Consider the following 22963-nt stretch of genomic DNA (forward strand, 5'->3'; position numbering starts at 1 on the left):
AATTATAATTCTAAATTCGGGGAGGAGCCCGTGAGCGAGGGATCCTATAACGCGGTGACCTGGCTGCTCGACCGTAATGTCGAGGAGGGGCGTGGCGACAAGCTCGCCTTCGACGACACCGCCTCGCGGCTCACCTATGGCGAGCTTCAGCGTGAGAGCCGCCGCGCCGCCAACATGCTGCGCCGGCTCGGCGTTCGCCGCGAAGAACGCGTGGCGATGATTATGCTGGATACGGTCGATTTCCCGCTTCTGTTCCTGGGCGCAATCCGCGCCGGCATCGTGCCGGTGCCGCTCAACACACTGCTCACCGCTGACCAATACGCCTACATCCTCGCCGACTGCCGCGCCCGCGTGCTGTTCGTCTCCGAAGCGCTCTACCCCGTCATCAAGGACGTCGTCGGCCGCATGCCGGATCTCGAGCATGTCGTGGTATCCGGCGCCAAGCAGAACGGCCACAGGCAACTCGCCGAGGAGATCGCCGGCGAGAGCGACCAGTTCACCACCGCCGCGACGCATCCGGACGAGCCGGCATTCTGGCTCTATTCGTCGGGCTCGACCGGCATGCCCAAGGGCGTGCGCCACATCCATTCCAATCTGCAGGCGACCGCCGACACCTACGCAAAACAGGTGCTCGGCATCCGCGAGAACGACGTCTGCCTCTCGGCGGCAAAACTATTCTTCGCCTATGGCCTCGGCAATGCACTGACCTTTCCGATGTCGGTCGGCGCCACCACGATCCTGAACAGCGAGCGGCCGACGCCGGCGCGCATGTTCGACCTGATGAACCGCTACAATCCCTCGATCTTCTACGGCGTGCCGACGCTGTTCGCGGCGATGCTCAACGACGAGACCATGAAGAGCGAGCGCGGCGGCGGCGCCTTGCGCATCTGCACCTCGGCCGGCGAGGCGCTGCCGGAATCCGTCGGCAACAACTGGAAAGCGCGCTTCGGCGTCGACATTCTCGACGGCGTCGGCTCGACCGAGCTGTTGCACATCTTCCTGTCGAACGCGCCGGGCGACATCAAATACGGCTGCTCGGGCAAGCCGGTGCCGGGCTATGCGGTGCGGCTCGTCAACGAGGCCGGGCAGGACGTCGCCGACGGTGAGGTCGGCGAACTCCTGGTCGATGCGCCCTCCGCCGGCGAGGGCTACTGGAATCAGCGCCACAAGAGCCGCCGCACCTTTGAAGGCCCGTGGACCCGCACCGGCGATAAATATGTCCGCGACGCCGAAGGCCGCTACACCTTCTGCGGCCGCGCCGACGACATGTTCAAGGTCTCCGGCATCTGGGTCTCGCCGTTCGAGGTCGAGAGCGCGCTGATCACGCATCCTGCCGTGCTGGAAGCCGCCGTCGTGCCCGAGGCCGATCCGGAAGGCCTGCTGAAGCCCAAGGCCTTCGTCGTGCTGCGCCCCGGCGTGAAGACGACGGATCTGCAGGAGATGCTGAAAGAGCACGTCAAGCAGAAGATCGGCCCGTGGAAATATCCGCGCTGGATCGACGTGGTGGACTCGCTGCCGAAGACGGCAACGGGAAAGATCCAGCGGTTCAAATTGCGGGACGGGGCAAACTAGCTGGCTGTGCACAATACCTCGTCATGGCCGGGCTTGACCCGGCCATCCACGCGTGACCGCAAATGAGGAAAGGCGTGGATGCCCGGGTCAAGCCCGGGCATGACGACGGAGAAAGAAGAGCGAAGAAAATGACCAACCTCACTTCCACCAGCCTCCTCGCCATCGGCAACGCCAGCCTCGAATACAAATGGCTCGCGCCTCCATCAGCCGACGCGCCGACCATCGTCATGCTGCACGAAGGCCTCGGTTCGGTCGGGCTCTGGGGCGATTTTCCGGAAAAGCTCCGGCAGGTCACCGGCGCCGGCGTCTTCGTCTATTCGCGTGCCGGCTACGGCCAGTCGAGCCCGGTGATATTGCCGCGGCCGCTCGACTACATGCAGCGCGAGGCGCTGGATGTGCTGCCGAAACTGCTCGACGCGATCGGCTTCAAGCGTGGCCTCTTGATCGGCCATTCCGACGGCGCCTCGATCGCGACGATCTATGCCGGCGCGCATCAGGACCACCGGCTGAACGGTCTGGTGCTGATCGCGCCGCACTTCATCGTCGAGGATATCTCGGTGACATCGATCAGCGCGATCAAGACGGCTTACGAAACCACGGATCTCAAAGCCAAGCTCGCGCGCTGGCACAAGGACGTCGACAACGCCTTCCATGGCTGGAACGGCGCCTGGCTCGATCCGAAATTCCGCGACTGGGACATCTCCGAATACCTCGCCTATATCCGCGTCCCTGTCATCGTTCTGCAGGGTGCGGACGACCAATACGGCACCCTGCGTCAAGTCGAGATCGCGCAGCAGGAGTGCTACTGCCCGGTTGACCTGAAAATCATTTCAGGCGCGGGGCATTCCCCCCATCGTGAGGCGCCGGCAGCGACGCTCGAGGCGATCGAGCAATTTGCGAAGGCGGCCCTCCGCGCTGATCCGGGACTGCAAGGACGTGCCGCATGATGACGGCTGGGTGTGACGCGCCCGAGGCGCGCTCAGATCGGAATGGGCTCGCAACATCCGCGGAATCCGGGCCGTCGTCATGAAACAAAGTGCATGCGTCGACCGATAGAGGCTAGACGAGCTCGAAAAGATGCACTATTGTGCATCTAACGGTTAACGCCGAAGATCATAATCAGCTCAAGGGTGGCCCATGGCCGGGGAAGATCGGCGCCTCGCAGGCGGCGCGACATTCATCGATTTCCAGACCGAACCGTCCCGCTACAAGCACTGGAAGCTGGCGATCGATGGCGACGTCGCCACTCTGACCATGGACGTCGACGAGAATGGCGGCCTGTTCGAGGGCTACCTGCTCAAGCTCAATTCCTACGACCTCGGCGTCGATATCGAGCTTGCGGACGTTGTCCAGCGGCTTCGCTTCGAGCATCCCGGGGTGAAGGTCGTGGTGATGCGCTCCGCCAAGAACCGCGTGTTCTGCGCCGGCGCCAACATCCGCATGCTCGCCGGCTCGACCCACGCCCACAAGGTCAACTTCTGCAAGTTCACCAACGAGACCCGCAACGGCATGGAAGACTCGTCGGAGAACTCCGGCCAGCGCTTCATCACCGTGGTGAGCGGTTCGGCCGCCGGCGGCGGCTATGAGCTGGCGCTGGCGACCGATCACATCATCCTCGCCGATGACGGCGCGTCCGCCGTTGCCCTGCCCGAAGTACCGCTGCTCGCGGTGCTGCCGGGCACCGGCGGGCTGACGCGCGTCGTCGACAAGCGCAAGGTGCGCCGCGACCACGCCGATTTCTTCTGCACCATCGAGGAAGGCGTGAAGGGCAAGCGCGCCGTGCAGTGGCGCCTGGTCGACGAGATCGCGCCGAATTCCAAGCTGGAGGCCAAGGTCGCCGAGCGCGCCAGGGAATTCGCCGATGGCTCGAAGCGCAAGGGCAGCGGCAAGGGCGTCGCGCTGACGCCGCTCAAGCGCATCATCGACGAGACTAGCCTCCGCTACGGCTTCGTCACGGTCGACATCGACCGCGCCGCCCGCATCGCCACGATCTCGATCAAGGCGCCGGAAGCCGCGCCGCCCGCCGACATCGACGGCATGATGGCGCAGGGCGCGTCGTTCTGGCCGCTCCAGGTTGCGCGCGAGCTCGACGACGCCATCCTGCATCTGCGCATCAACGAGCTCGAGATTGCCATGCTGGTGTTCAAGAGCCATGGCGATCGCGCCCATGTGCTCGCATCCGACGCGTTCCTCGAAGCCAACAAGGCTCATTGGCTGGTCAACGAGATCCGCCATTATTGGAAGCGCGTGCTCAAGCGCATCGACGTCACCTCGCGCACGCTGGTGACGCTGGTCGAGCCAGGTTCGTGCTTTGCCGGGACGCTCGCCGAGCTCGTCTTCGCGGCCGACCGCTCCTACATGCTGATCGGCACGCGTCAGGGCGACAACCGGCCGCCGCCGTCGATCGAACTCTCCGCGATGAATTTCGGCCCGTATCCGATGAGCCACGGCCTGACGCGGCTTTCGTCGCGCTTCCAGGCCGATCCGGCCGATGTCGAGCGCGCCGAAGCCACCATGGGCACCGCGCTCGACGCCGAGCAGGCCGAAGAACTCGGCCTCGTCACCTTCGCGCTCGACGACATCGACTGGGACGACGAGGTCCGCGTGTTCCTCGAAGAGCGCGCCAGCTTCTCGCCCGACAGCCTCACCGGCATGGAAGCCAGCCTGCGCTTCGTCGGCCCGGAGACGATGGAATCGAAAATCTTTTCGCGCCTCACCGCTTGGCAGAACTGGATCTTCCAGCGCCCGAACGCGGTCGGCGAGGAAGGCGCGCTGCGCCGCTACGGCAGCGGCCAGAAGCCGAAATTCGATATGACGCGCGTGTAAGGACATTTGCTGCGTCATGGCCGGGCTTGTCCCGGCCATCCACGTCTTGGCTCAGCAAGCAGAACGTGGATGCCCGGCACAAGGCCGGGCATGACGAGAAGAGATCGCAAGGAGCACGGCCATGAACATGAACATCATGAACGTCGACTACTCGACCAAGATACCAAACAACGTGAACCTCGCCGAAGACCGCCAGGTGCTCAAAGCGCTGGAAGGCTGGCATCCCGGCTACATGGACTGGTGGAAAGACATGGGACCGGAAGGCTTCCAGGAATCACTGGTGTACCTGCGGACCGCCTATTCGGTCGATCCGCGCGGCTGGGCCAAGTTCGACTATGTCCGCATGCCCGACTATCGCTGGGGCATTCTACTTGCTCCCCAGGAAGAGAACCGCGTCGTTCCCTTCGGCGAGCATTTTGGCGAGCCCGCCTGGCAGGAAGTGCCGGGCGAGTATCGCGCCATGCTGCGCCGCCTGATCGTGATCCAGGGCGACACCGAGCCGGCTTCGGTCGAGCAGCAGCGCCATCTCGGCAAGACAGCGCCCTCGCTCTACGACATGCGCAATCTGTTCCAGGTCAATGTCGAGGAAGGCCGCCATCTCTGGGCGATGGTCTACCTGCTCCAGAAATACTTCGGCCGCGACGGCCGCGAAGAGGCCGACGATTTGCTCCGCCGCCGCTCCGGCGATGCCGACGCGCCGCGCATGCTCGGCGCCTTCAACGAGGCGACGCCCGACTGGCTGTCCTTCTTCATGTTCACCTATTTCACCGACCGCGACGGCAAGATGCAGCTGCACAGCCTCGCGCAGTCGGGTTTCGATCCCTTGTCGCGCACCTGTCGCTTCATGCTGACCGAAGAAGCGCATCACATGTTCGTCGGCGAGACCGGCATCACCCGCGTCGTGCAGCGCACCTGCGATGCGATGCGTGAAGCCGGCATCACGGATCCCTCCGACATCGCAAAAGTCCGCGCGCTCGGCGTGATTGATCTTCCGACCATCCAGAAGAAGCTGAACCTGCACTACACGCTGTCGCTCGACCTGTTCGGCTCGGAAGTCTCGACCAACGCGGCCAACGCCTTCAACACCGGCATCAAGGGCCGCTATCACGAGACCCAGATCGACGACGATCACCAGCTCAAGAACGCCACCTATCCGGTGCTCAAGTTCATCGACGGCGAGATCAAGCTGGTCGACGAGCCGGCATTGACCGCGCTCAACATGCGCCTGCGCGACGATTACAGCCAGGATTGCGTCAAGGGCATGCTGCGCTGGAACAAGGTGATCTCGACCGCCGGCTACGACTTCAAGCTGACGCTGCCCAATGTCGCCTTCCACCGCCACATCGGCGAGTTCAAGGACGTGCACGCCACGCCCGACGGCATCCTGATCGACGATGCCACCTGGGCCAAGCGCAAGGACGAGTGGCTGCCTTCGACCGCGGACGGCGACTTCATCACCTCCTTGATGCAGCCCGTCACCGAGACCGGCCAGTTCGCCTCCTGGATCTCGCCGCCGAAAGTCGGCATCGACAACAAGCCCGGCGATTTCGAGTACGTGAAGATCGAGTCGTAGGGGCTGCTCGCGAGGCGCAATGGCCGCGCAACACAAATGGTGTCATCACCCGCGAAAGCGGGTGATCCAGTATTCCAGAGAGAGATAAATCGAGACGCCGCGGCGTGCTGGATGCTCCGGTCGAGCCGGGGCATGACTTCGGAGTGTGAGGCGAGAGCGCCGCCTCGAACTCTCCCGCCTACCCCGCGATCTCCAGCCCCGCATTCGCGTAGACCACGCCGCCATCGACCGCGATGGTGTTGCCGACCACGTAATCGCCTGCGCGCGAGGCGAGATAGATCGCCACGCCTGCCATATCCTCGTCGGTTCCGATGCGCCGCGCCGGGATGCGCTTGGCAACTTCATCCGCGTGGTCGCGCGCGGCCCGGTTCATGTCGGACTTGAACGCGCCCGGCGCGATCGCGGTGACGTTGATGTTGTCCTTGATCAGCTTGGTCGCCATGCGCCGCGTCAGATGGATCACGGCGGCCTTGCTGGCGGCGTAGGAATAGGTCTCGCTGGGATTGACGAAGATGCCGTCGACCGAGGCGATGTTGATCACCTTCGCCGGATGTTCTGCGCTTGCGGCCGCGCGCAGCGGTTTCGCCAGCGCCTTGGTCAGGAAGAATAGCGACTTGACGTTGAGATCCATCACCTTGTCCCAGCCGCTCTCGGGGAATTCGTCGAACTCCGCGCCCCAGGCTGCGCCGGCATTGTTGACGAGGATGTCGAGCTTCGGCTCCAGCTTGATGAATTCGGAGGCCAGCCTGTCGCAGCCTTCGACGGTCGAGATGTCGATCGGCAGCGCGATGCAATCGCCGTCATATTGGCCTGACAGCTCTTTCGCCGTGGCTTCGCAAGGTCCCGCCTTGCGCGCCGTGATGTAGACCTTTGCCGCGCCGGCGCTGAGGAACCCCGCCGCGATCATCTTGCCGATGCCGCGGGAGCCGCCGGTCACGAGCGCGACGCGGCCTTTGAGCGAGAACAGATCGTTGAACATGGTGCCTCCCTTGGTTGGAGACGTTCTGGGCGGGGAGGGGAGGGGAGTCAACTCAGCTCGTCGTCCCGGACAACGGAGCGAAGCGGAGTGCAGATCCGGGACGACAGGGGAGATTGAGGCCTACGCCGCCGCGATCCGGCGAAAGCCGTTCCACATCGCGGTTGCCGCACCCGAGGTCAGCACCGGCAGAATCCGCGCGTCCTGGTAGTTGCCGTTGAGCGAGACGCGCGGCAGTGCGGTCATGTGGCCGGCATTCTCGGCGAACAGCATGCCGGGCCGCGTCGTCACGGCGGTCTTGAAGCCGGCAGCCGCTGCAAGAGCGAATTCGCGTTCGCCCGCAGCGTCGCGGTCGCCGTAGGGGTAAGCAAAATGCTGCACCTTGCGGCCGAGCGCCCGCTCGATCCGCGCGCGGCTCACCGCCATCTCCTGCGCGGCGATCTCCTCGTTCTGCCTGGCGAGATTGCAATGGCTGATGGAGTGGGCGCCGATCGTCACCAGCGGATCGGCGGCAAACCGCTTCACCTCGTCCCACGACAGACACAGGCTGCGGCACAGCGCGGCCATGTCGACCCCGTACTTTGCGCAGAGCGCCTCGATCTCGCGCTTGAGATCGTGCTCGCCCGGCAGCGCGCGCAGCCAGTCGTGCAGGCGATCGAACGCCGCGTGTTTTGCAGCAGGCGTCGTTGCATCGAGCCGCAGTGCGGAATTGCCGACCTGCACGTCGATCTGCTCGGCCCTGGCGATCACGGCTTCCAGCGCAGTCCACCACAGACGTCCGGTGCCCTCGGCGAAATCGCTGGCGACATAGACGGCCAGTGGCGCGTCAAATTCGCGCAGAACCGGCAGCGCATGGTCGAGATTGTCGCGGTAGCCGTCGTCGAGGGTGAAGGCGGCGAAGCGGCGGCCGAACCGGCCTTGCACCAGCCGCTGATGCAGCTCGTCCATGCTGACGATGTCGATCTCGCGCGAGCGCAGATGGCTCAGCGTCGCGCGCAGGAATTCCGGGGTGACTTCGAGGTGCCGGTTCGGCTGGAACGCGGCCTCACGGGCCGGCCGCACGTGGTGCAGCATGAAAATAGCGCCGACGCCCGACAAAAGCGGGCGCAGGAGGTGGTGCGCGCCGCTGAAATAGAGTGCTCCCAGCCCGGCGCGGATGACGTTGTTACGGAGTTGTTTCATGACCGGCTGGCCGACCCCTGGCATTCCACCCTCAACTTAGGGTGACACCCTTGAAGAAAAAGTTATTCCAATTGTCCATGGAGGACCTTTGGAAGGGCGTCATTTCCGGTTTGACAGCCCGCCAAGGGTTTGTTTTGTCACCAGTTCCAGAGTTCGGGTCGTCGGATGCAGAAGCTTTTCAGGTGGGCCAGCAAATGGTGGCCAGGGTTGATTCCCCTGGCCGTCATGTGGGGATTTGCGTCCTGGAACAACACCTTGCCGGTCGAGGCGGACCTCTCGGCGCGCAGTTCGGCCGCTCTCAAGGACACCGTTCTGGACAAGACGCGGATCGCGGTGGACGGCCGTGACGTCAGCCTGGCTGCCGATGCCTTTTCCGAGGAGGGCCGCCGCGACGCGGTGATGACGGTCGAGATCGTCCCCGGCGTGCGCCTGGTCGACGACCGCACCCGCCTTGTTCCCGAAGCCAGGCCTTTCGTCTGGAATGCCGAGCGTGACGTAGTGCGCGTGACGCTGTCCGGCTCCGCCCCCCTGCCGTCGATGAAGGCGCGGCTGACGGAGGCGGCGCGCAAGGAGGTCAACGGGGTCGAGGTCGCCGATCAGATGGGGCTGGCGCGTGGTTCGCCGCCCCGGTTCGAGGCAGCCGCGATGCTGCTGCTCGACCAGATCGGCAAGCTCAAGGACGGCAAGATCACGATCACGGACACCAAGGTCAATCTCTCGGGCATGGCGCGCGACCTCGGCGGCCGTGAGGCGATTGCGGCGGCGCTGAAGAACCTGCCCGAGGGGTTTTCGATCGCCGCCAACGAGGTCAAGGCGCCACCCTACATCTTCCAGGCCTACAAGGATCCGGTTGCCGCGACGGTGACGCTGACCGGCTACGTGCCGGATAACAATGTCCACGCGGCGATCGCGACCAGCGCGTCGCGAAAATTCTTCACCGAAAAGGTCGTCGACAACCTCAAGGCCAGCATCGGCGCGCCGGCGTCCTTCAACATTGCGGTGGTCGCAGCTCTCGGCGCGCTGTCGCGGCTGTCGACCGGCACGCTCGTGGTGTCCGACCGCGAGGTGAAGCTGTCGGGCGATGCGCTCTACGAGGGCGCCGCGAACGATATCCGTGCGGGCCTCGGCAAGGACTTTCCCAAGAACTGGCAGTACAAGCCGGAGATCACGGTGAAGCCCGCCGCGGGCCCGGTCGATGGCACGGTCTGCCAGCAATTGTTCACGGAGCTGCTGAACAAGGGCAAGATCCGCTTCGCAGCCAGGCGCGCCGACATCGATCCGGATTCCGCGGCCATCCTGGATCATCTGATCGAGACGGCGCTGCGCTGCCCCACCACCAATATCGAGGTCGCCGGGCATACCGATGCCGACGGCGAGGACGCCTTCAACCAGGCGCTCTCGGAAAAGCGCGCGCAGGCGGTGATCGACTATCTGGTCAAGGCGGGCCTGCCGGCGACTCGCTTCGCCGCAGTCGGCCATGGCGCCACGCAACCTCTCGCCGGCAACGACACCGACGAGGGCAAAGCGCAGAACCGCCGCATCGAATTTCTGGTGAGGTGACGATGCCCTATCTCGTCTCGTTCCATATGGGCTGGCTGATCGGCTCGGTGCTGCTGGGCTTCTGCATGGGCTGGATCTCCGTGGTACAGCGCGGCAACGGCACCTCGAAGGTGACCGCGCGCTGGCTCGCGGTGCTCGTCGCCGCCCTGGCCGCAGCCTCTTTCACGCACGTCGTCCCGGGCCGCTTCGGCTATTGGCTCGACCTCGCCCTGATCATGTTCGCCTGCTACCTCGTCGGCTGCACCATCGGTGCCTGGCTGCGCGACCGGGTGGTCGCGCGGACCGCGCCGCCAGCCGTGCTGTGATGTTGCCGAGCATCCTGGCTGCGGGGGGCAGGGCTGGGCCGCGCGGCCTTTCGGCACGTCGGAAAACCGTGAACAACAGCGCCGGTCGCCCCTCTTTCAACGGGAGGGCACCGTCCATAGATTGACGTCGGCTTAAGCCGTGACGGAACATTGTACGGCCGAAATCATCAAAACTTCACGGCGGCCGCGCAGGATTGCCATGAGATTCGCCTCAAGTCGTGCCGCCGAAAGCGCCAAACTGTGCATCCGGAGCCCCCAACCTGCCTAAAACATTGAAGGCACGAGTTTTTGTTCGAATTGCCGAATTCCACTCCGCGCCAAAACGCGCTAGTGGAGGAGCAGGGGGCATGCGCGATGCCGGAGTCGGCGGCGAGGATTCGCTGAGTGCCTGTGCGTCGTCCGCCTGCCCGCCGGCCATCCTGGCCGCTGAAGCGTTGTTCGAGGTCTAGATGCTGGAAGCCATACGCAGAGCGACGTCGTTTCTGCGCCAGAAGCAAATCCTGCATAAGCTTGGAGTTGTGATCAGCATCGCGGTCATCGGCATCGCTTGCTATGTGCTCTATCACATGCTGCGCGGCATCGATACCAACGAGGTCCTCGAGGCGATCAAGAGCACCGAGCCGAGCCAGATTGCGATGGCGGCGCTGTTCGTGGCCGCGGGCTATTTCACCCTGACCTTCTACGATCTGTTCGCCGTGCGCGCGATCGGCCACGCCCATGTGCCCTACCGTATCAACGCGCTCGCCGCCTTCACCAGTTATTCGATCGGCCACAATGTCGGCGCCAGCGTCTTCACCGGCGGTGCGGTGCGCTACCGCATCTATTCGGCCTATGGCCTGAACGCGATCGACGTCGCAAAGATCTGCTTCCTCGCCGGATTAACCTTCTGGCTCGGCAATGCCGCCGTGCTCGGCCTCGGCATCGCCTACCATCCGGAAGCCGCCGCCTCGATCGACCAGCTTCCGCCCTGGCTGAACCGGACGCTGGCGCTGATGATCATCGTGGCGCTGGTCGGTTATGTGGTCTGGGTCTGGACCCAGCCGCGCGTGGTCGGCCGCGGGCCCTGGACCGTGGTGCTGCCCGGCGGCCCGCTGACGCTGCTCCAGATCGCGATCGGCATCGTCGATCTCGGCTTCTGCGCGCTCGCGATGTACGTGCTGGTCCCCGACGAGCCCAATCTCGGCTTCGTCGTCGTTGCAGTGATCTTCGTCTCGGCGACGCTGCTCGGCTTTGCCAGCCACTCGCCTGGAGGCCTCGGCGTGTTCGACGCCGCCATGCTGGTCGGCCTCTGGCAGATGGACCGGGAGGAGCTGCTGGGCGGCATGCTGCTGTTCCGCGTCCTCTATTATCTGTCCCCTTTCGTGATTTCTGTAATCTTGCTGACGTTTCGCGAGGTTATAATCGGTGCTCGATCCAAGCGCCTGCAGCAGGCGGCGCTCAAGCTCGACCCCGGCCCGGCGCCCGAAGCCGCTTATGTGAGAGAGCGCAGCGACAGCGGCGCCTGACCGCCGCAAGCCCTCCAGGAGAAGCCCGCCCCGATGGCGATCGACGCCCCATCTTCTCCCTCCGCCCAGCCCTGGTCCGACCGGCTGCGGCACTCGACCGTCATCCTGATCGCCGCGGCGCTGGCGCTGTCGGTGGTAGTCTCGCTCGGCGAGCTGTCGGCGCTGCATGCCATTGCCGTGTTCCTGTGCATCGCCGCGGCGGCGCTGATCCCCTGGCGCCTGCACGATACCGCCGCTTCGCGCGACGATGTCCGGCGCATCAACCCGGTCGAGAGCGCCGCGGTGGCCGCGGTCGTCGCCGGCATGCCGGATCCGGCGGTGCTGCTCGACCGCGCCGGCCGCGTCATCCATCTCAATGCCGCCGCCGCCCAGCTCGCGCCGGCGCTGCGCAGGAACGAGCTCGCCCAGTTCGCGCTGCGCTCGCCGGAGATCATCACGGCGCTGCGCGAGTCGATCGCGACCACCGAGCCGCGGCGCGCGACCTATCTCGACCATGTTCCGGTCGATCGCTGGATGGAGCTGATCATCACGCCGGTGCCGGTGCCGACCAGCTTCGGCGGCGCCGACAAATGCATGCTGATGACCTTCCACGACCAGACGCCGCTGCGCCGGGTCGAGGAGATGCGCGCCGACTTCGTCGCCAATGCCAGCCACGAGCTGCGCACGCCACTGGCTGCTCTGTCCGGCTTCATCGACACGCTCCAGGGCCAGGCCAAGGACGATCCCAAGGCGCGCGAGCGCTTCCTGGGCATCATGCACAACCAGGCCACCCGCATGGCGCGCCTGATCGACGATCTGCTCTCGCTGTCGCGGGTCGAGCTGTCGGCGCATGTGCGGCCCGACACCCTGGTCGACCTGCTGCCGATCATCCTCCAGGTCGCCGACGGGCTCGAGCCGCTGGCGCGCGAGCGTCAGGTCGAGGTCGAGACCCATCTGCCGGAGGCGCCGGTGATGATCGCGGGCGACCGTGAGGAGCTGCTCCGCCTGTTCGAGAATTTGATCGAGAACGCGCTCAAATACGGCGCCTCGGGCGGGCGCGTCACCGTGTCCCTGATCTCAGGCGCGGCTCCTGATGGAACTCAGGAAATCCGGGTCATGGTGCGGGATTTCGGCCCAGGCATTGCACCCGAGCATCTGCCGCGTCTGACCGAGCGGTTCTACCGGGTCGACGTTGGCGACAGCCGCTCGCAGGGCGGAACCGGGCTCGGATTATCGCTGGTGAAACATATTCTTAACCGCCATCGCGGCCGGCTTTTGATCGAAAGCGTGCCCAAACAGGGCGCCACCTTTACCGCCTGCTTCCCCCAAGCGAAGGCCTCGGTGCCGGCCTGATTTTGAAGTGATTTCAATCCCTTAGCGGTGTCATCCAACTGTCACGAAAGCTTCGTAAAAGCACAGCCGACCACCCCTAAAGCGGGCGGCACGGGGAGCGCGATCGGGCGCGGACGGCGCTTCGCTCCCCTGTATGGAGACCAGCATGAATTTCATCAAAACGATCGTCGCCGCCGGCTTGGTCGCCGCGTCGGCGACGGCGGCCTTTGCCGCCGATATCACGGGCGCCGGTGCGACCTTCCCGTTCCCGATCTATTCGAAGTGGGCCGACGCCTACAAGAAGGAGACCGGCAACGGTCTGAATTACCAGTCGATCGGTTCCGGCGGCGGCATCAAGCAGATCCAGGCCAAGACCGTGACCTTCGGCGCGACCGATGCGCCGCTCAAAGCCGAGCAGCTCGAGAAGGACGGCCTCGTTCAGTGGCCGATGGTGATGGGTGCGATCGTTCCCGTCGTCAACATCGAGGGTGTGAAGCCGGGCGAGCTGGTGTTCGACGGCGAGACGCTCGCCAACGTCTATCTCGGCAAGATCACCAAATGGGACGACGCCGCGATCAAGAAGCTCAATCCGAACGTGAAGCTGCCCTCGGACGCGATCACCGTGGTTCGTCGCTCCGACGGTTCGGGCACGACCTTCAATTTCACCAACTATCTCTCCAAGGCCAGCGCGGACTGGAAGAGCAAGGTCGGTGAGGGTACCGCGGTCGAGTGGCCGGTCGGCGTCGGCGCCAAGGGCAACGAAGGCGTCTCCGGCAACGTCGGCCAGACCAAGAACTCGATCGGGTACGTCGAGTACGCCTATGCCAAGCAGAACAAGCTGACCTACACCGGTCTCGTCAACAAGGCCGGCAAGCCGGTGCAGCCGACGGTCGAAGCCTTCCAGGCGGCCGCCTCCAACGCCGACTGGGCCAAGGCTCCCGGCTACTACGTCATCCTGACCGATCAGCCCGGCGAAAAGTCGTGGCCGATCACGGCGGCGACCTTCATCCTCATGCACAAGGATGCGACCGACAAGGCAGCCTCGAAGGAAGCCCTCAAGTTCTTCACCTGGGCCTTCAAGAACGGTGCGAAGGCGGCCGAAGAGCTCGACTACATCCCGATGCCGGAGAGCGTCGTGAAGCTGATCGAGAAGACTTGGTCTGCCGACATCAAGAGCTAACGACTCCGGTGTCCCGGACGCGCCGCAGCGTGAAACGCTGCTGCGCAGAGCCGGGACCCACAAGAACTGGGCCCCGGATCAGCGTCGCACCGCTTCGCGCTGCGCCGCATCCGGGGCGCAAGACCAACAACAAGCGTATATAAAACGGGTACAGGGGATCGGCGTGGCTGAGATGGCTGTCGAGAGCAATGTGGTTGATGCCGCCGGACCGTATGATCGCGCCAAGGCGTTGGGCGCGTTCAAGCTCGGTGACGTCACCTTCTACTGGATCACCCGGCTGAGCGCGATCTCGGTGCTGCTGATCCTCGGTGGCATCATCATGTCGCTGGTCGTCGGCGCCTTCCCGGCGATCAAGGAATTCGGCCTGTCGTTCCTGTGGACGCAGCGCTGGGCGCCCTCGGCCGATCCGCCGGTGCTCGGCGCGCTCGGGCCGATCTATGGCACGCTCGTCACCTCCTTCATCGCGATGCTGATCGCCATTCCGGTCGGCCTTGGCATTGCGATCTTCCTGACCGAGCTATGTCCGCAATGGCTGCGCCGCCCGATCGGCATGGCGATTGAGCTGCTCGCCGGCATCCCCTCGATCATCTACGGCATGTGGGGATTCTTCGTGCTGGGCCCGTTCCTGGCCAACACCTTCCAGCCCTTCATGATCAAGGTCTTCGACGGCGTCCCCGTGCTCGGCGCGGTCTTCGCAGGTCCCCCGTCCTATCTCAGCCTGTTCAACGCCGCGCTGATCCTCGCGATCATGGTGCTGCCCTTCATCACCGCGATCTCGGTCGACGTGTTCAAGACGGTGCCGCCGGTCCTCAAGGAGGCGGCGTACGGCATCGGCTGCACCACCTGGGAAGTCGTCCGCAGCGTGGTGATCCCCTATACCCGCGTCGGCGTCATCGGCGGCATCATGCTGGCGCTGGGCCGCGCGCTGGGCGAGACCATGGCGGTGACCTTCATCATCGGCAATTCGTTCCGCATCTCGGGGTCGATCTTCGCCCCGGGCACCACGATCTCGGCAGCGATCGCATCCGAATTCGCCGAAAGCGACGGCCTGCACCAGTCCGGCCTGATCCTGCTCGGGCTGCTGCTGTTCGTGCTGACGTTCTTCGTGCTCGCAGCGGCGCGGCTGATGCTCATGCGGCTGGAAAAAAAGGCGGGGAACTGACGCCATGAACCCGATTTATTCCCGCCGTCGCCGCAAGGACATCGTCGTCCGCGGACTCTGCATGGCTGCGGCCGCCTTCGGCGTCACCTGGCTCGCGCTGATCCTGGTCACGCTGCTCTACAACGGCGTGGCCGGTCTCAACGTGCAGATCTTCACCGAGAATACCCCGCCGCCCGGCTCCACTGACGGCGGCCTGCTCAACGCCATCGTCGGTTCGCTGATGATGACCTTGATCGGCGTCGGCATCGGCGCGCCGCTCGGCATGTTCGCCGGCACCTATCTCGCCGAATACGGCCGCAACGACAGGCTGACCTCGGTGATCCGCTTCATCAACGACATCCTGCTGTCGGCGCCCTCGATCATCATCGGCCTGTTCATCTATGGTGCCGTGGTGGTGCCGATGCGCGGCTTCTCGGCGATCGCCGGCTGTCTCGCGCTCGCCGTCATCGTCATCCCGGTGGTGCTGCGCACGACCGAAGACATGCTGCTGCTGGTGCCGAACGCGCTACGCGAGGCGGCTTCCGCCCTCGGCCTGCCGCGCTCGCTGGTGATCAAGCGGATCGCCTACCGCTCGGCCCGCGCGGGTCTCATTACCGGCGTGCTGCTCGCCACCGCCCGCGTCGCCGGCGAGACCGCGCCGCTGCTGTTCACCGCGCTGTCGAACCAGTTCTTCAGCCTCGATATGACCAAGACGATGGCGAACCTGCCGGTGACCATCAACAACTTCGTGCAGAGCCCCTACGCCTACTGGAAGCAGCTGGCCTGGAGCGGGGCGCTGCTCATCACCCTGACCGTGCTTGCCCTGAACATTGGCGCGCGCATCCTTGGCGCCGAGAGGACCGCAAAATGAGTGATCTTTCAGTATCGTCGTCGATGAGCGCGGCCGGTGGTCTGCCCCAGACGGCAGCGCTGCCCGAGGCTCCCCCCAAGGTGACGGTGCGAAACCTCAACTTCTATTACGGCGAGCACCATGCGCTGAAGAACATCAACCTGACGCTGGGCACCCACCGCGTCACGGCGTTCATCGGCCCGTCGGGCTGCGGCAAGTCGACCCTGCTGCGCATCTTCAACCGGATGTACGATCTCTATCCGGGCCAGCGCGCCACCGGTCAGCTGATGCTCGACCAGACCAACATCCTCGACGGCAAGCTCGACCTCAACCTGCTGCGCGCACGCGTCGGCATGGTGTTCCAGAAACCGACGCCGTTCCCGATGACGATCTACGAGAACATCGCCTTCGGCATTCGTCTTTATGAGAAGATATCGAAGTCCGAGATGGACGACCGCGTCGAGAAGGCACTGCGCGGCGGCGCGCTGTGGAACGAGGTCAAGGACAAGCTCAATGCCTCCGGCCTGTCGCTCTCCGGCGGCCAGCAGCAGCGCCTCTGCATCGCCCGCACCGTCGCGGTGCGGCCTGAGGTGATCCTGTTCGACGAGCCCTGCTCGGCGCTAGATCCGATCTCGACCGCCAAGGTCGAGGAGCTGATCCAGGAGCTGTCCGAGAACTACACAATCGCAATCGTCACCCACAACATGCAGCAGGCGGCTCGCGTCTCCGACAAGACTGCTTTCATGTATCTCGGTGAGTTGATCGAGTTCGACGACACCAGCAAGATCTTCACGTCGCCTACCGATCGGCGCACGCAGGATTACATCACCGGCCGGTTCGGCTGAGGAGACAGCACATGGCTTCCGAACATACCGCAAAGGCCTTCGACACCGACCTCCAGGAACTCACCCGGCTGGTCGCGGAGATGGGCGGCATCGCCGAGCGCATGATCGTCGATTCCGTCGACGCGCTGATCCGCCGCGACGTCGCGCTCGGTCAGCGCGTGGTCGCCATCGATTCCGAGCTCGACGCGCTCCAGAAGAAGATCGAGGAGCGCGCCGTGCTGACCATCGCGCGCCGGCAGCCGATGGCGGTCGATCTGCGCGAGATCGTCGGCGCCATGCGCGTTGCGACCGATCTCGAGCGCATCGGCGACCTCGCCAAGAACATGGGCAAGCGCGTGGCGGCGCTGGAGACGGATTTCCATCCGCTGAAACTGTTCCGCGGCCTCGAGCACATGACCGACCTCGTGCAGCAGCAGGTCAAATCGGTGCTGGACGCCTATGCCGCGCACGATCTGCCGGCGGCGATGGCGGTGTGGAAGGGCGACGAGGAAGTCGACGCCATCTGCACCTCGCTGTTCCGCGAGCTCCTCACCTACATGATGGAAGATCCGCGCAACATCTCGTTCTGCATCCATCTGATGTTCTGCGCCAAGAACATCGAGCGGATCGGCGACCACGCCACCAACATCGCCGAGACCGTGTTCTACATGATCGAAGGCCAGGCGATCACCGACAAGCGGCCGAAGGGCGACATGACGACCTTCGCCACGACGGTCCCGAATACTTAAGGAGCGACGACCCGATGGGCGCACGCATTATGGTGGTTGAGGACGAGGAAGCTCTGACCGAGCTGCTTCGCTACAACCTCGAAGGCGACGGCTATGACGTCGAGACGGTGATGCGCGGCGACGATGCCGACACCCGGCTCAAGGAGCACATCCCCGATCTGATCGTGCTCGACTGGATGCTGCCTGGCCTCTCCGGCATCGAGCTGTGCCGGCGGCTGCGCACCCGGCCCGAGACCAAGCAGCTTCCGATCATCATGCTCACCGCGCGCGGCGAGGAGAGCGAGCGGGTGCGGGGGCTTGCGACCGGCGCCGACGATTACATCGTCAAGCCGTTCTCGGTGCCGGAGCTGCTGGCGCGGGTGAAGGGCCTGCTCAGGCGCGCAAGCCCGGAGCGGCTCGCCACCGTGCTGGCCTATGGCGACATCGAGCTCGACCGCGACAAGCGCCGCGTCGCACGCTCGGGCCGGCCAATCGATCTCGGTCCGACCGAATACCGCCTTTTGGAGTTCTTCCTCGAGCACCCGGGCCGAGTGTTCTCGCGCGAGCAGCTGCTCGACAGCGTCTGGGGCCGCGACATCTATATCGACGAGCGCACCGTCGACGTCCATATTGGCCGCCTGCGCAAGCTGCTCAATCTCGGCCGCGAGCAGGACCCGATCCGCACCGTTCGCGGCGCCGGCTACGCGCTGGACGATCGATTTGCGAAGGCGGAGCAGGCGTAAACTGGTTTAGCGGACGTTGGCTCAGCGAGCTGCGGCAACAATCTCAGTGTCGTCCCGGACAAGCGTGCGCAGATCCGGGGCCCATGACCACAGGATGTGGTTGTTGCGCGAAGAAGGGAACTCCGCGTCCCCCTTAGCCAGGTATTGTGGTGGCTATGGGTCTCGGATCTGCGCGCGCTTGAGGCGCGCTTGTCCGGGACGACATCGAGTTATTGGAGCCGTCATTCGATGACGGCTGCCGTCTCGAACTTCAAACTGACTTACCGCGGACCCGGCTTTGCCGGCGCGCGCCGGCGGTCCGCAGCGGGCTGGTAGGCCACGCGCGAATGCTGGGCGCAATAGGGCAGGCCGGAGAGCGCCTTGCCGCCGCAGAAGAAGAAATCCGGGCTCGAGGGATCGCCGACCGGCCAGTGACAGGTCGCCTCGTTCAGCTCCAGCAGCGACAGCCGCTGGCTCATCGGCACCACGTTGTCGTAGGTGACCGGTTCGGCCTCGACCTCGACTTCGAAGGCCTGCGCTAGCGCGGTGTTGCCGCGCGAGATCGGCCGCGTCACCCGCATCATGTGCTGCGCGGGACGCGCCTTGCGCGGCCGGGGTGCAGCGGATGAGGGGCTCTTGGCGCGTCCGGACAGGCCGAGCCTGTGCACTTTGCCGATCACGGCATTGCGGGTCACATTGCCGAGCTCTGCCGCGATCTGGCTGGCCGACAATCCGGCCTCCCAGAGCTTTTTCAGTTGCTCGACGCGATCATCCGACCAGGTCAAAACCGTCATTGCACCCTTTCCCTCGTCGTGCGGCTGCCATCCTGGCGCCTCGCGGCGAATGCCTAAGCCTCGAAAAACCCGTGCCGTCAGAATCCCTTAAGGCTCGCCGAGCGCGCCAATGACGCCCGAACGTTTACGCCGGTACATGAGGACTTAGAGATCAGAACTGCCGCACGAGATGTCGTATCTGACAAGCCAAACGCTACAATATGGCGTGACTCCCGCGCAAGAGTCCGCCGACTCGCTTCCACATGTTCCGTGGCGAAAACCCGCAAAATCGATACCGCAAGACTACGGATTGAGCGTTTCGCGAGGCTTTCCGGGCGGCATTGACACCCGTTTCACCAGGCCTAAGATAGTCGCGCGTGCCGCCCTTAAAAGGCGGCACGTTTCGTTTTCCGGGCCGGTTGATGGTGCGTTGCGCAATGCACGCTCACGCCGTCCGCAACATCAAGTGGCCGTCATGACTAACAGCGCAGCCCCGCATTTGCTCCCCGTTTTCGCCAGGTCCGACCTCGGTTTCGAGCGCGGCGAAGGCTGCTGGCTGATCGCGACCAATGGCGAGCGCTATCTCGACTTCACCTCCGGTGTCGCCGTGAACGCGCTCGGCCATGCCCATCCCGCGCTGGTCGCAGCGTTGCAGGAGCAGGCGACGAAACTCTGGCACATGTCGAACCTGTTCCAGAGCCCTGACGGCGAGAAACTCGCCGCGCGTCTGTGCGACGAAAGCTTCGCGGATTTCGTGTTCTTCTGCAATTCCGGCGCCGAAGCACTGGAATGCGTGATCAAGGTCGTGCGCCGCTATCACGCGGTGAAAGGCCATCCCGATCGCTATCGCATGATCACCTTCGAGGGCGCCTTCCACGGCCGCACCTTGGCGACGCTGGCGGCGACCGGTTCTGCAAAATATCTCGAAGGTTTCGGCCCGCCGATGGACGGTTTCGACCAGGTACCGCATGGCGACATCGAGGCCGTCAAGAAGGCGATCGGTCCGCAGACCGCGGGCATCCTGATCGAGCCGATCCAGGGCGAGGGCGGCGTGCGTTCGGCAACGCCGGCCTTCCTGAGGGCGTTGCGCCAGCTCTGCGACGAGAAAGGCTTGCTGCTCGCGTTCGACGAGGTGCAGACCGGCATGGGCCGCACCGGCGATCTGTTCGCGCATCGCCGTTTCGGCGTCGAACCCGACGTAATGTCGCTGGCGAAAGCGCTTGGCGGCGGCTTCCCGATCGGCGCCTGCCTTGCGACCGCGGAGGCGGCTTCCGGCATGACGCCCGGCTCGCACGGCTCGACCTTCGGCGGCAATCCGCTGGCGATCTCGGCTGCGAACGCCGTGCTCGACGTCATGCTCAAGCCCGGCTTCTTCGACCACGTGCAGAAGATGTCGCTGCTGCTCAAACAGAAGCTCGCCTCCGTGATCGACCGTCACCCTGAGGTCGTCAGCGAAGTGCGCGGCGAGGGCCTCCTGATCGGCATCAAGGCCGTGGTGCCATCGGGCGATCTCGTCGCGGCGCTGCGTGACCAGAAACTGCTCACGGTCGGTGCCGGCGACAATGTCGTGCGTTTCCTGCCGCCCTTGATCGTCACCGAAGCCGAGATCGAGGACAGCGTCGGTCGGCTCGAACGCGCCTGTGCTGCGATCTCGTCCAGTCAGACCAAGCGGGCGGCAAGCTGATGAGCAAGCCCCCGAAGCACTTCCTCGACATCAACGAGCTCCCGCTGACGGAGCTCAAGAGCATGCTCGCGGCCTCTTCCGCGATGAAGGCGAAGCAGAAGGCGCATCAGCCGGTCAGGCCGCTCGAAGGCAAGACCTTGGCGATGATCTTCGAGCGTCCCTCGACCCGCACCCGCGTCTCGTTCGACGTCGCCATGCGCCAGCTCGGCGGCGAGCCCATCATGCTCACCGGCGCCGAGATGCAGCTCGGCCGCGGCGAGACCATCGCCGACACGGCGCGTGTGCTGTCACGCTATGTCGACGCCATCATGATCCGCATCCTCAATCACGAGGCCCTGCTGGAGCTTGCGGAATACGCAACCGTGCCCGTCATCAACGGCCTGACGCGGCGCTCGCACCCCTGCCAGGTGATGGCCGACCTCATGACCTACGAGGAGCATCGCGGCCCGATCGAGGGCCGGACAGTGGCCTGGACCGGCGACGACAACAACGTGCTGGCGTCCTGGGCCCATGCCGCCGAACGCTTCAAGTTCCAGCTCAACGTCGCAACCCCGCCCGAGCTCGCACCGAAAAAGGTGATGCGCGACTTCATCAAGGCGACCGGCGCGTCGATCGTGCTGGGCACCGATCCCGAGGCCGCGGTGAAGGGCGCCGACTGCGTCGTCACCGACACCTGGGTGTCGATGGGCGACAAGGAGGGCGAGCACCGCCACAACGTGCTCAAGCCCTACCAGGTCAATGCCAAGCTGATGTCGCTGGCCAAGCCCGACGCGCTGTTCATGCACTGCCTGCCGGCCCATCGCGGCGAGGAGGTCACGGACGAGGTGATCGACGGCCCGCAATCGGTCGTGTTCGACGAGGCCGAAAACCGCCTGCACGCGCAGAAGGGCATTCTGGCCTGGTGCTTTGACGCGGTGAAGTAGGTATGCGCTGGCGTTTTTGCCGGCCACAACCACTTGTCGTCCCGGACAAGCGCGCCAGAAGCGGGCTGGAGGAGGCTGATGTGCTTCGCCAAACCCTGTGGCTATAGGTCCCGGATCTGCGCTTGCGCTTGTCCGGGACGACATCGAGTTTGAGGTTGCTTCGTGCACTCCAACTCGTATCCGGAACACGCTACTCAATCGCCCCTTCCAATCCACCTCTCCGACCCCAGATAAAGCGCCATGGTTTCCCAATCCCCCCACATGAAAACCGGGTCCGAAGGCCCGGTTCGCGCGCCATCAGCGGTTCCCATCGATGACGCCGTGCTGCCCTATGAGGTCGACGCGCTCGATGTGCGCGGGCGCCTGGTGCGGCTCGGCCCGGCGCTCGACGAGATTCTGACTAAGCACGATTATCCAGCGCCAGTCGGCAAGCTGCTCGGCGAGGCCATCGTGCTGACGACGCTGCTCGGATCGGCACTGAAGTTCGAGGGGCGCTTCATCCTCCAGGCCCAGACCGACGGTCCAGTGTCGTTCCTGGTCGTCGACTACATGGCGCCGGATCGCCTGCGCGCCTATGCGCGCTTCGATGCTGCGCGCCTTGGTGATGCCAAGGACTCCGGCACGCTGCTCGGCCGCGGCCATCTCGCCATGACCATCGACCAGGGGCCCGACATGAGCCGCTACCAGGGTCTGGTCGCGCTCGACGGCGGCAGCCTGGAAGAGGCCGCCCACGAATATTTCCTGCGCTCCGAGCAGATCCCCACCAAGGTGCGCCTCGCGGTCGGCGAGGAGTGGCGTTCGAACGACGGCGGCAAGCATCGCTGGCGCGCCGGCGGCATGCTGATGCAGTTCCTGCCGAAGGCGCCGGAGCGCGCGCGGCAGGCGGACTTGCATCCCGGCGACGCGCCCGAAGGCGCCGAGCTGCACGCCGTCGCCGAGGACGATGCCTGGGTCGAGGCGCGCTCGCTGATGGAAACCGTCGAGGACGTCGAGCTGATCGATCCCGAGCTCTCCGGCGAGCGGCTGCTGTTTCGCCTGTTCCACGAGCGCGGCGTGCGCGTGTTCAATCCGCTGGTCCTGAAGGCGCAATGCTCCTGCTCGCGCGACGCGGTCGCCTCCATGCTGAAGAGCTTCTCGCCGGACGATCGCACTGCCATGGTCAAGGACAACAAGGTCGTCGTGACCTGCGAGTTCTGCTCGTCGGTGTACCAGTTCACGCCGGACGAGGCGGGCGTGGAAGAGGCGTAAGCGCCTATCCTTCCTCGCTGCGAGCTATCGTGGGGTTGGCAAAGCGGAGCGTGCCCACCACCTTTATCTTGATTGAAATG

The 22963-nt window shown here is 64.8% G+C and carries 20 protein-coding genes; 17 read left to right on the forward strand and 3 right to left on the reverse strand.

Going from position 1 to position 22963, the window contains the following annotated elements; all coding sequences use genetic code 11:
• Nucleotides 1-30 precede the first annotated feature (30 nt).
• The 4 genes from QSV46_RS19815 (at nucleotide 31) to boxB (ending at nucleotide 5971) form a co-directional block, all read left to right on the forward strand.
• The gene (locus QSV46_RS19815; protein ID WP_314955020.1) at nucleotides 31-1572 is read left to right on the forward strand and encodes a benzoate-CoA ligase family protein; all 1542 of its coding nucleotides are present in this window, start codon (nucleotides 31-33) and stop codon (nucleotides 1570-1572) included.
• A 128-nt stretch (nucleotides 1573-1700) separates the two neighbouring features.
• The gene (locus tag QSV46_RS19820; RefSeq protein ID WP_314955023.1) at nucleotides 1701-2519 is read left to right on the forward strand and encodes an alpha/beta hydrolase; all 819 of its coding nucleotides are present in this window, start codon (nucleotides 1701-1703) and stop codon (nucleotides 2517-2519) included.
• A gap of 190 nt (nucleotides 2520-2709) precedes the next feature.
• Nucleotides 2710-4398, forward strand: a complete 1689-nt coding sequence (gene boxC / locus QSV46_RS19825; protein WP_314955026.1) for a 2,3-epoxybenzoyl-CoA dihydrolase — start codon at nucleotides 2710-2712, stop codon at nucleotides 4396-4398.
• 121 nt (nucleotides 4399-4519) lie between these two features.
• Nucleotides 4520-5971, forward strand: a complete 1452-nt coding sequence (gene boxB, locus QSV46_RS19830) for a benzoyl-CoA 2,3-epoxidase subunit BoxB (RefSeq protein ID WP_314955028.1) — start codon at nucleotides 4520-4522, stop codon at nucleotides 5969-5971.
• Nucleotides 5972-6149: 178 nt separating this feature from the next.
• On the opposite strand, the gene QSV46_RS19835 is transcribed toward boxB, so the two are convergent.
• A complete protein-coding gene (locus QSV46_RS19835; RefSeq protein WP_314955031.1) occupies nucleotides 6150-6950 on the reverse strand; it encodes an SDR family oxidoreductase in 801 nt (266 codons plus the stop codon).
• Nucleotides 6951-7070: 120 nt separating this feature from the next.
• Entirely contained in the window at nucleotides 7071-8129 is a 1059-nt protein-coding gene (locus tag QSV46_RS19840; protein WP_314955034.1) for a polysaccharide deacetylase family protein, read from the reverse strand.
• 165 nt (nucleotides 8130-8294) lie between these two features.
• On the opposite strand from QSV46_RS19840, the gene QSV46_RS19845 reads away from it, so the two are divergent.
• From QSV46_RS19845 to phoB, 10 genes are all read left to right on the forward strand, one after another.
• Nucleotides 8295-9689 (forward strand): OmpA family protein, encoded by a 1395-nt coding sequence (locus QSV46_RS19845; RefSeq protein WP_314955037.1) that lies wholly within the window; start codon nucleotides 8295-8297, stop codon nucleotides 9687-9689.
• A gap of 2 nt (nucleotides 9690-9691) precedes the next feature.
• Nucleotides 9692-9994, forward strand: coding sequence for a hypothetical protein (locus tag QSV46_RS19850; protein ID WP_314955039.1), 303 nt, complete (start codon nucleotides 9692-9694; stop codon nucleotides 9992-9994).
• A gap of 449 nt (nucleotides 9995-10443) precedes the next feature.
• Nucleotides 10444-11499 carry a lysylphosphatidylglycerol synthase domain-containing protein gene (locus tag QSV46_RS19855; protein ID WP_314955041.1) on the forward strand — a complete coding sequence of 352 codons (1056 nt, stop codon included), beginning with the start codon at nucleotides 10444-10446 and terminating at the stop codon, nucleotides 11497-11499.
• Between the two features lie 33 nt (nucleotides 11500-11532).
• Complete coding sequence (locus tag QSV46_RS19860; RefSeq protein WP_314955044.1) at nucleotides 11533-12831, forward strand: ATP-binding protein; 1299 nt, start codon at nucleotides 11533-11535, stop codon at nucleotides 12829-12831.
• 145 nt (nucleotides 12832-12976) lie between these two features.
• Nucleotides 12977-13990: a phosphate ABC transporter substrate-binding protein PstS gene (gene pstS / locus QSV46_RS19865; RefSeq protein WP_314955046.1), complete on the forward strand. Its 1014-nt coding sequence runs from the start codon at nucleotides 12977-12979 to the stop codon at nucleotides 13988-13990.
• 172 nt (nucleotides 13991-14162) lie between these two features.
• Nucleotides 14163-15152, forward strand: a complete 990-nt coding sequence (gene pstC / locus QSV46_RS19870; protein ID WP_314955234.1) for a phosphate ABC transporter permease subunit PstC — start codon at nucleotides 14163-14165, stop codon at nucleotides 15150-15152.
• Nucleotides 15153-15156: 4 nt separating this feature from the next.
• Nucleotides 15157-16002 carry a phosphate ABC transporter permease PstA gene (gene pstA, locus QSV46_RS19875; RefSeq protein WP_314955049.1) on the forward strand — a complete coding sequence of 282 codons (846 nt, stop codon included), beginning with the start codon at nucleotides 15157-15159 and terminating at the stop codon, nucleotides 16000-16002.
• Nucleotides 15999-16826, forward strand: a complete 828-nt coding sequence (pstB, locus tag QSV46_RS19880; protein WP_314955052.1) for a phosphate ABC transporter ATP-binding protein PstB — start codon at nucleotides 15999-16001, stop codon at nucleotides 16824-16826. The genes pstA and pstB overlap by 4 nt, the downstream gene beginning before the upstream one ends.
• A gap of 11 nt (nucleotides 16827-16837) precedes the next feature.
• Nucleotides 16838-17554, forward strand: coding sequence for a phosphate signaling complex protein PhoU (gene phoU, locus QSV46_RS19885; protein WP_314955055.1), 717 nt, complete (start codon nucleotides 16838-16840; stop codon nucleotides 17552-17554).
• A 14-nt stretch (nucleotides 17555-17568) separates the two neighbouring features.
• The gene (gene phoB, locus QSV46_RS19890; RefSeq protein WP_014491300.1) at nucleotides 17569-18276 is read left to right on the forward strand and encodes a phosphate regulon transcriptional regulator PhoB; all 708 of its coding nucleotides are present in this window, start codon (nucleotides 17569-17571) and stop codon (nucleotides 18274-18276) included.
• A 260-nt stretch (nucleotides 18277-18536) separates the two neighbouring features.
• On the opposite strand, the gene QSV46_RS19895 is transcribed toward phoB, so the two are convergent.
• On the reverse strand, nucleotides 18537-19049 hold the full coding sequence (locus tag QSV46_RS19895) for a GcrA family cell cycle regulator (protein WP_211384160.1): 513 nt from the start codon (nucleotides 19047-19049) through the stop codon (nucleotides 18537-18539).
• 454 nt (nucleotides 19050-19503) lie between these two features.
• Between QSV46_RS19895 and QSV46_RS19900 the strand changes: the two genes are divergently transcribed.
• The 3 genes from QSV46_RS19900 (at nucleotide 19504) to QSV46_RS19910 (ending at nucleotide 22883) form a co-directional block, all read left to right on the forward strand.
• Nucleotides 19504-20712 (forward strand): aspartate aminotransferase family protein, encoded by a 1209-nt coding sequence (locus QSV46_RS19900; protein WP_314955069.1) that lies wholly within the window; start codon nucleotides 19504-19506, stop codon nucleotides 20710-20712.
• On the forward strand, nucleotides 20712-21635 hold the full coding sequence (gene argF / locus QSV46_RS19905) for an ornithine carbamoyltransferase (RefSeq protein ID WP_314955071.1): 924 nt from the start codon (nucleotides 20712-20714) through the stop codon (nucleotides 21633-21635). Before QSV46_RS19900 ends, argF begins: the two co-directional genes overlap by 1 nt.
• 261 nt (nucleotides 21636-21896) lie before the next feature.
• Nucleotides 21897-22883, forward strand: a complete 987-nt coding sequence (locus QSV46_RS19910) for an Hsp33 family molecular chaperone (protein ID WP_314955074.1) — start codon at nucleotides 21897-21899, stop codon at nucleotides 22881-22883.
• Nucleotides 22884-22963 lie beyond the last annotated feature (80 nt).

It is taken from the genome of Bradyrhizobium cosmicum (assembly GCF_032290525.1).
Taxonomy (GTDB): Bacteria; Pseudomonadota; Alphaproteobacteria; order Rhizobiales; family Xanthobacteraceae; genus Bradyrhizobium; species Bradyrhizobium cosmicum_A.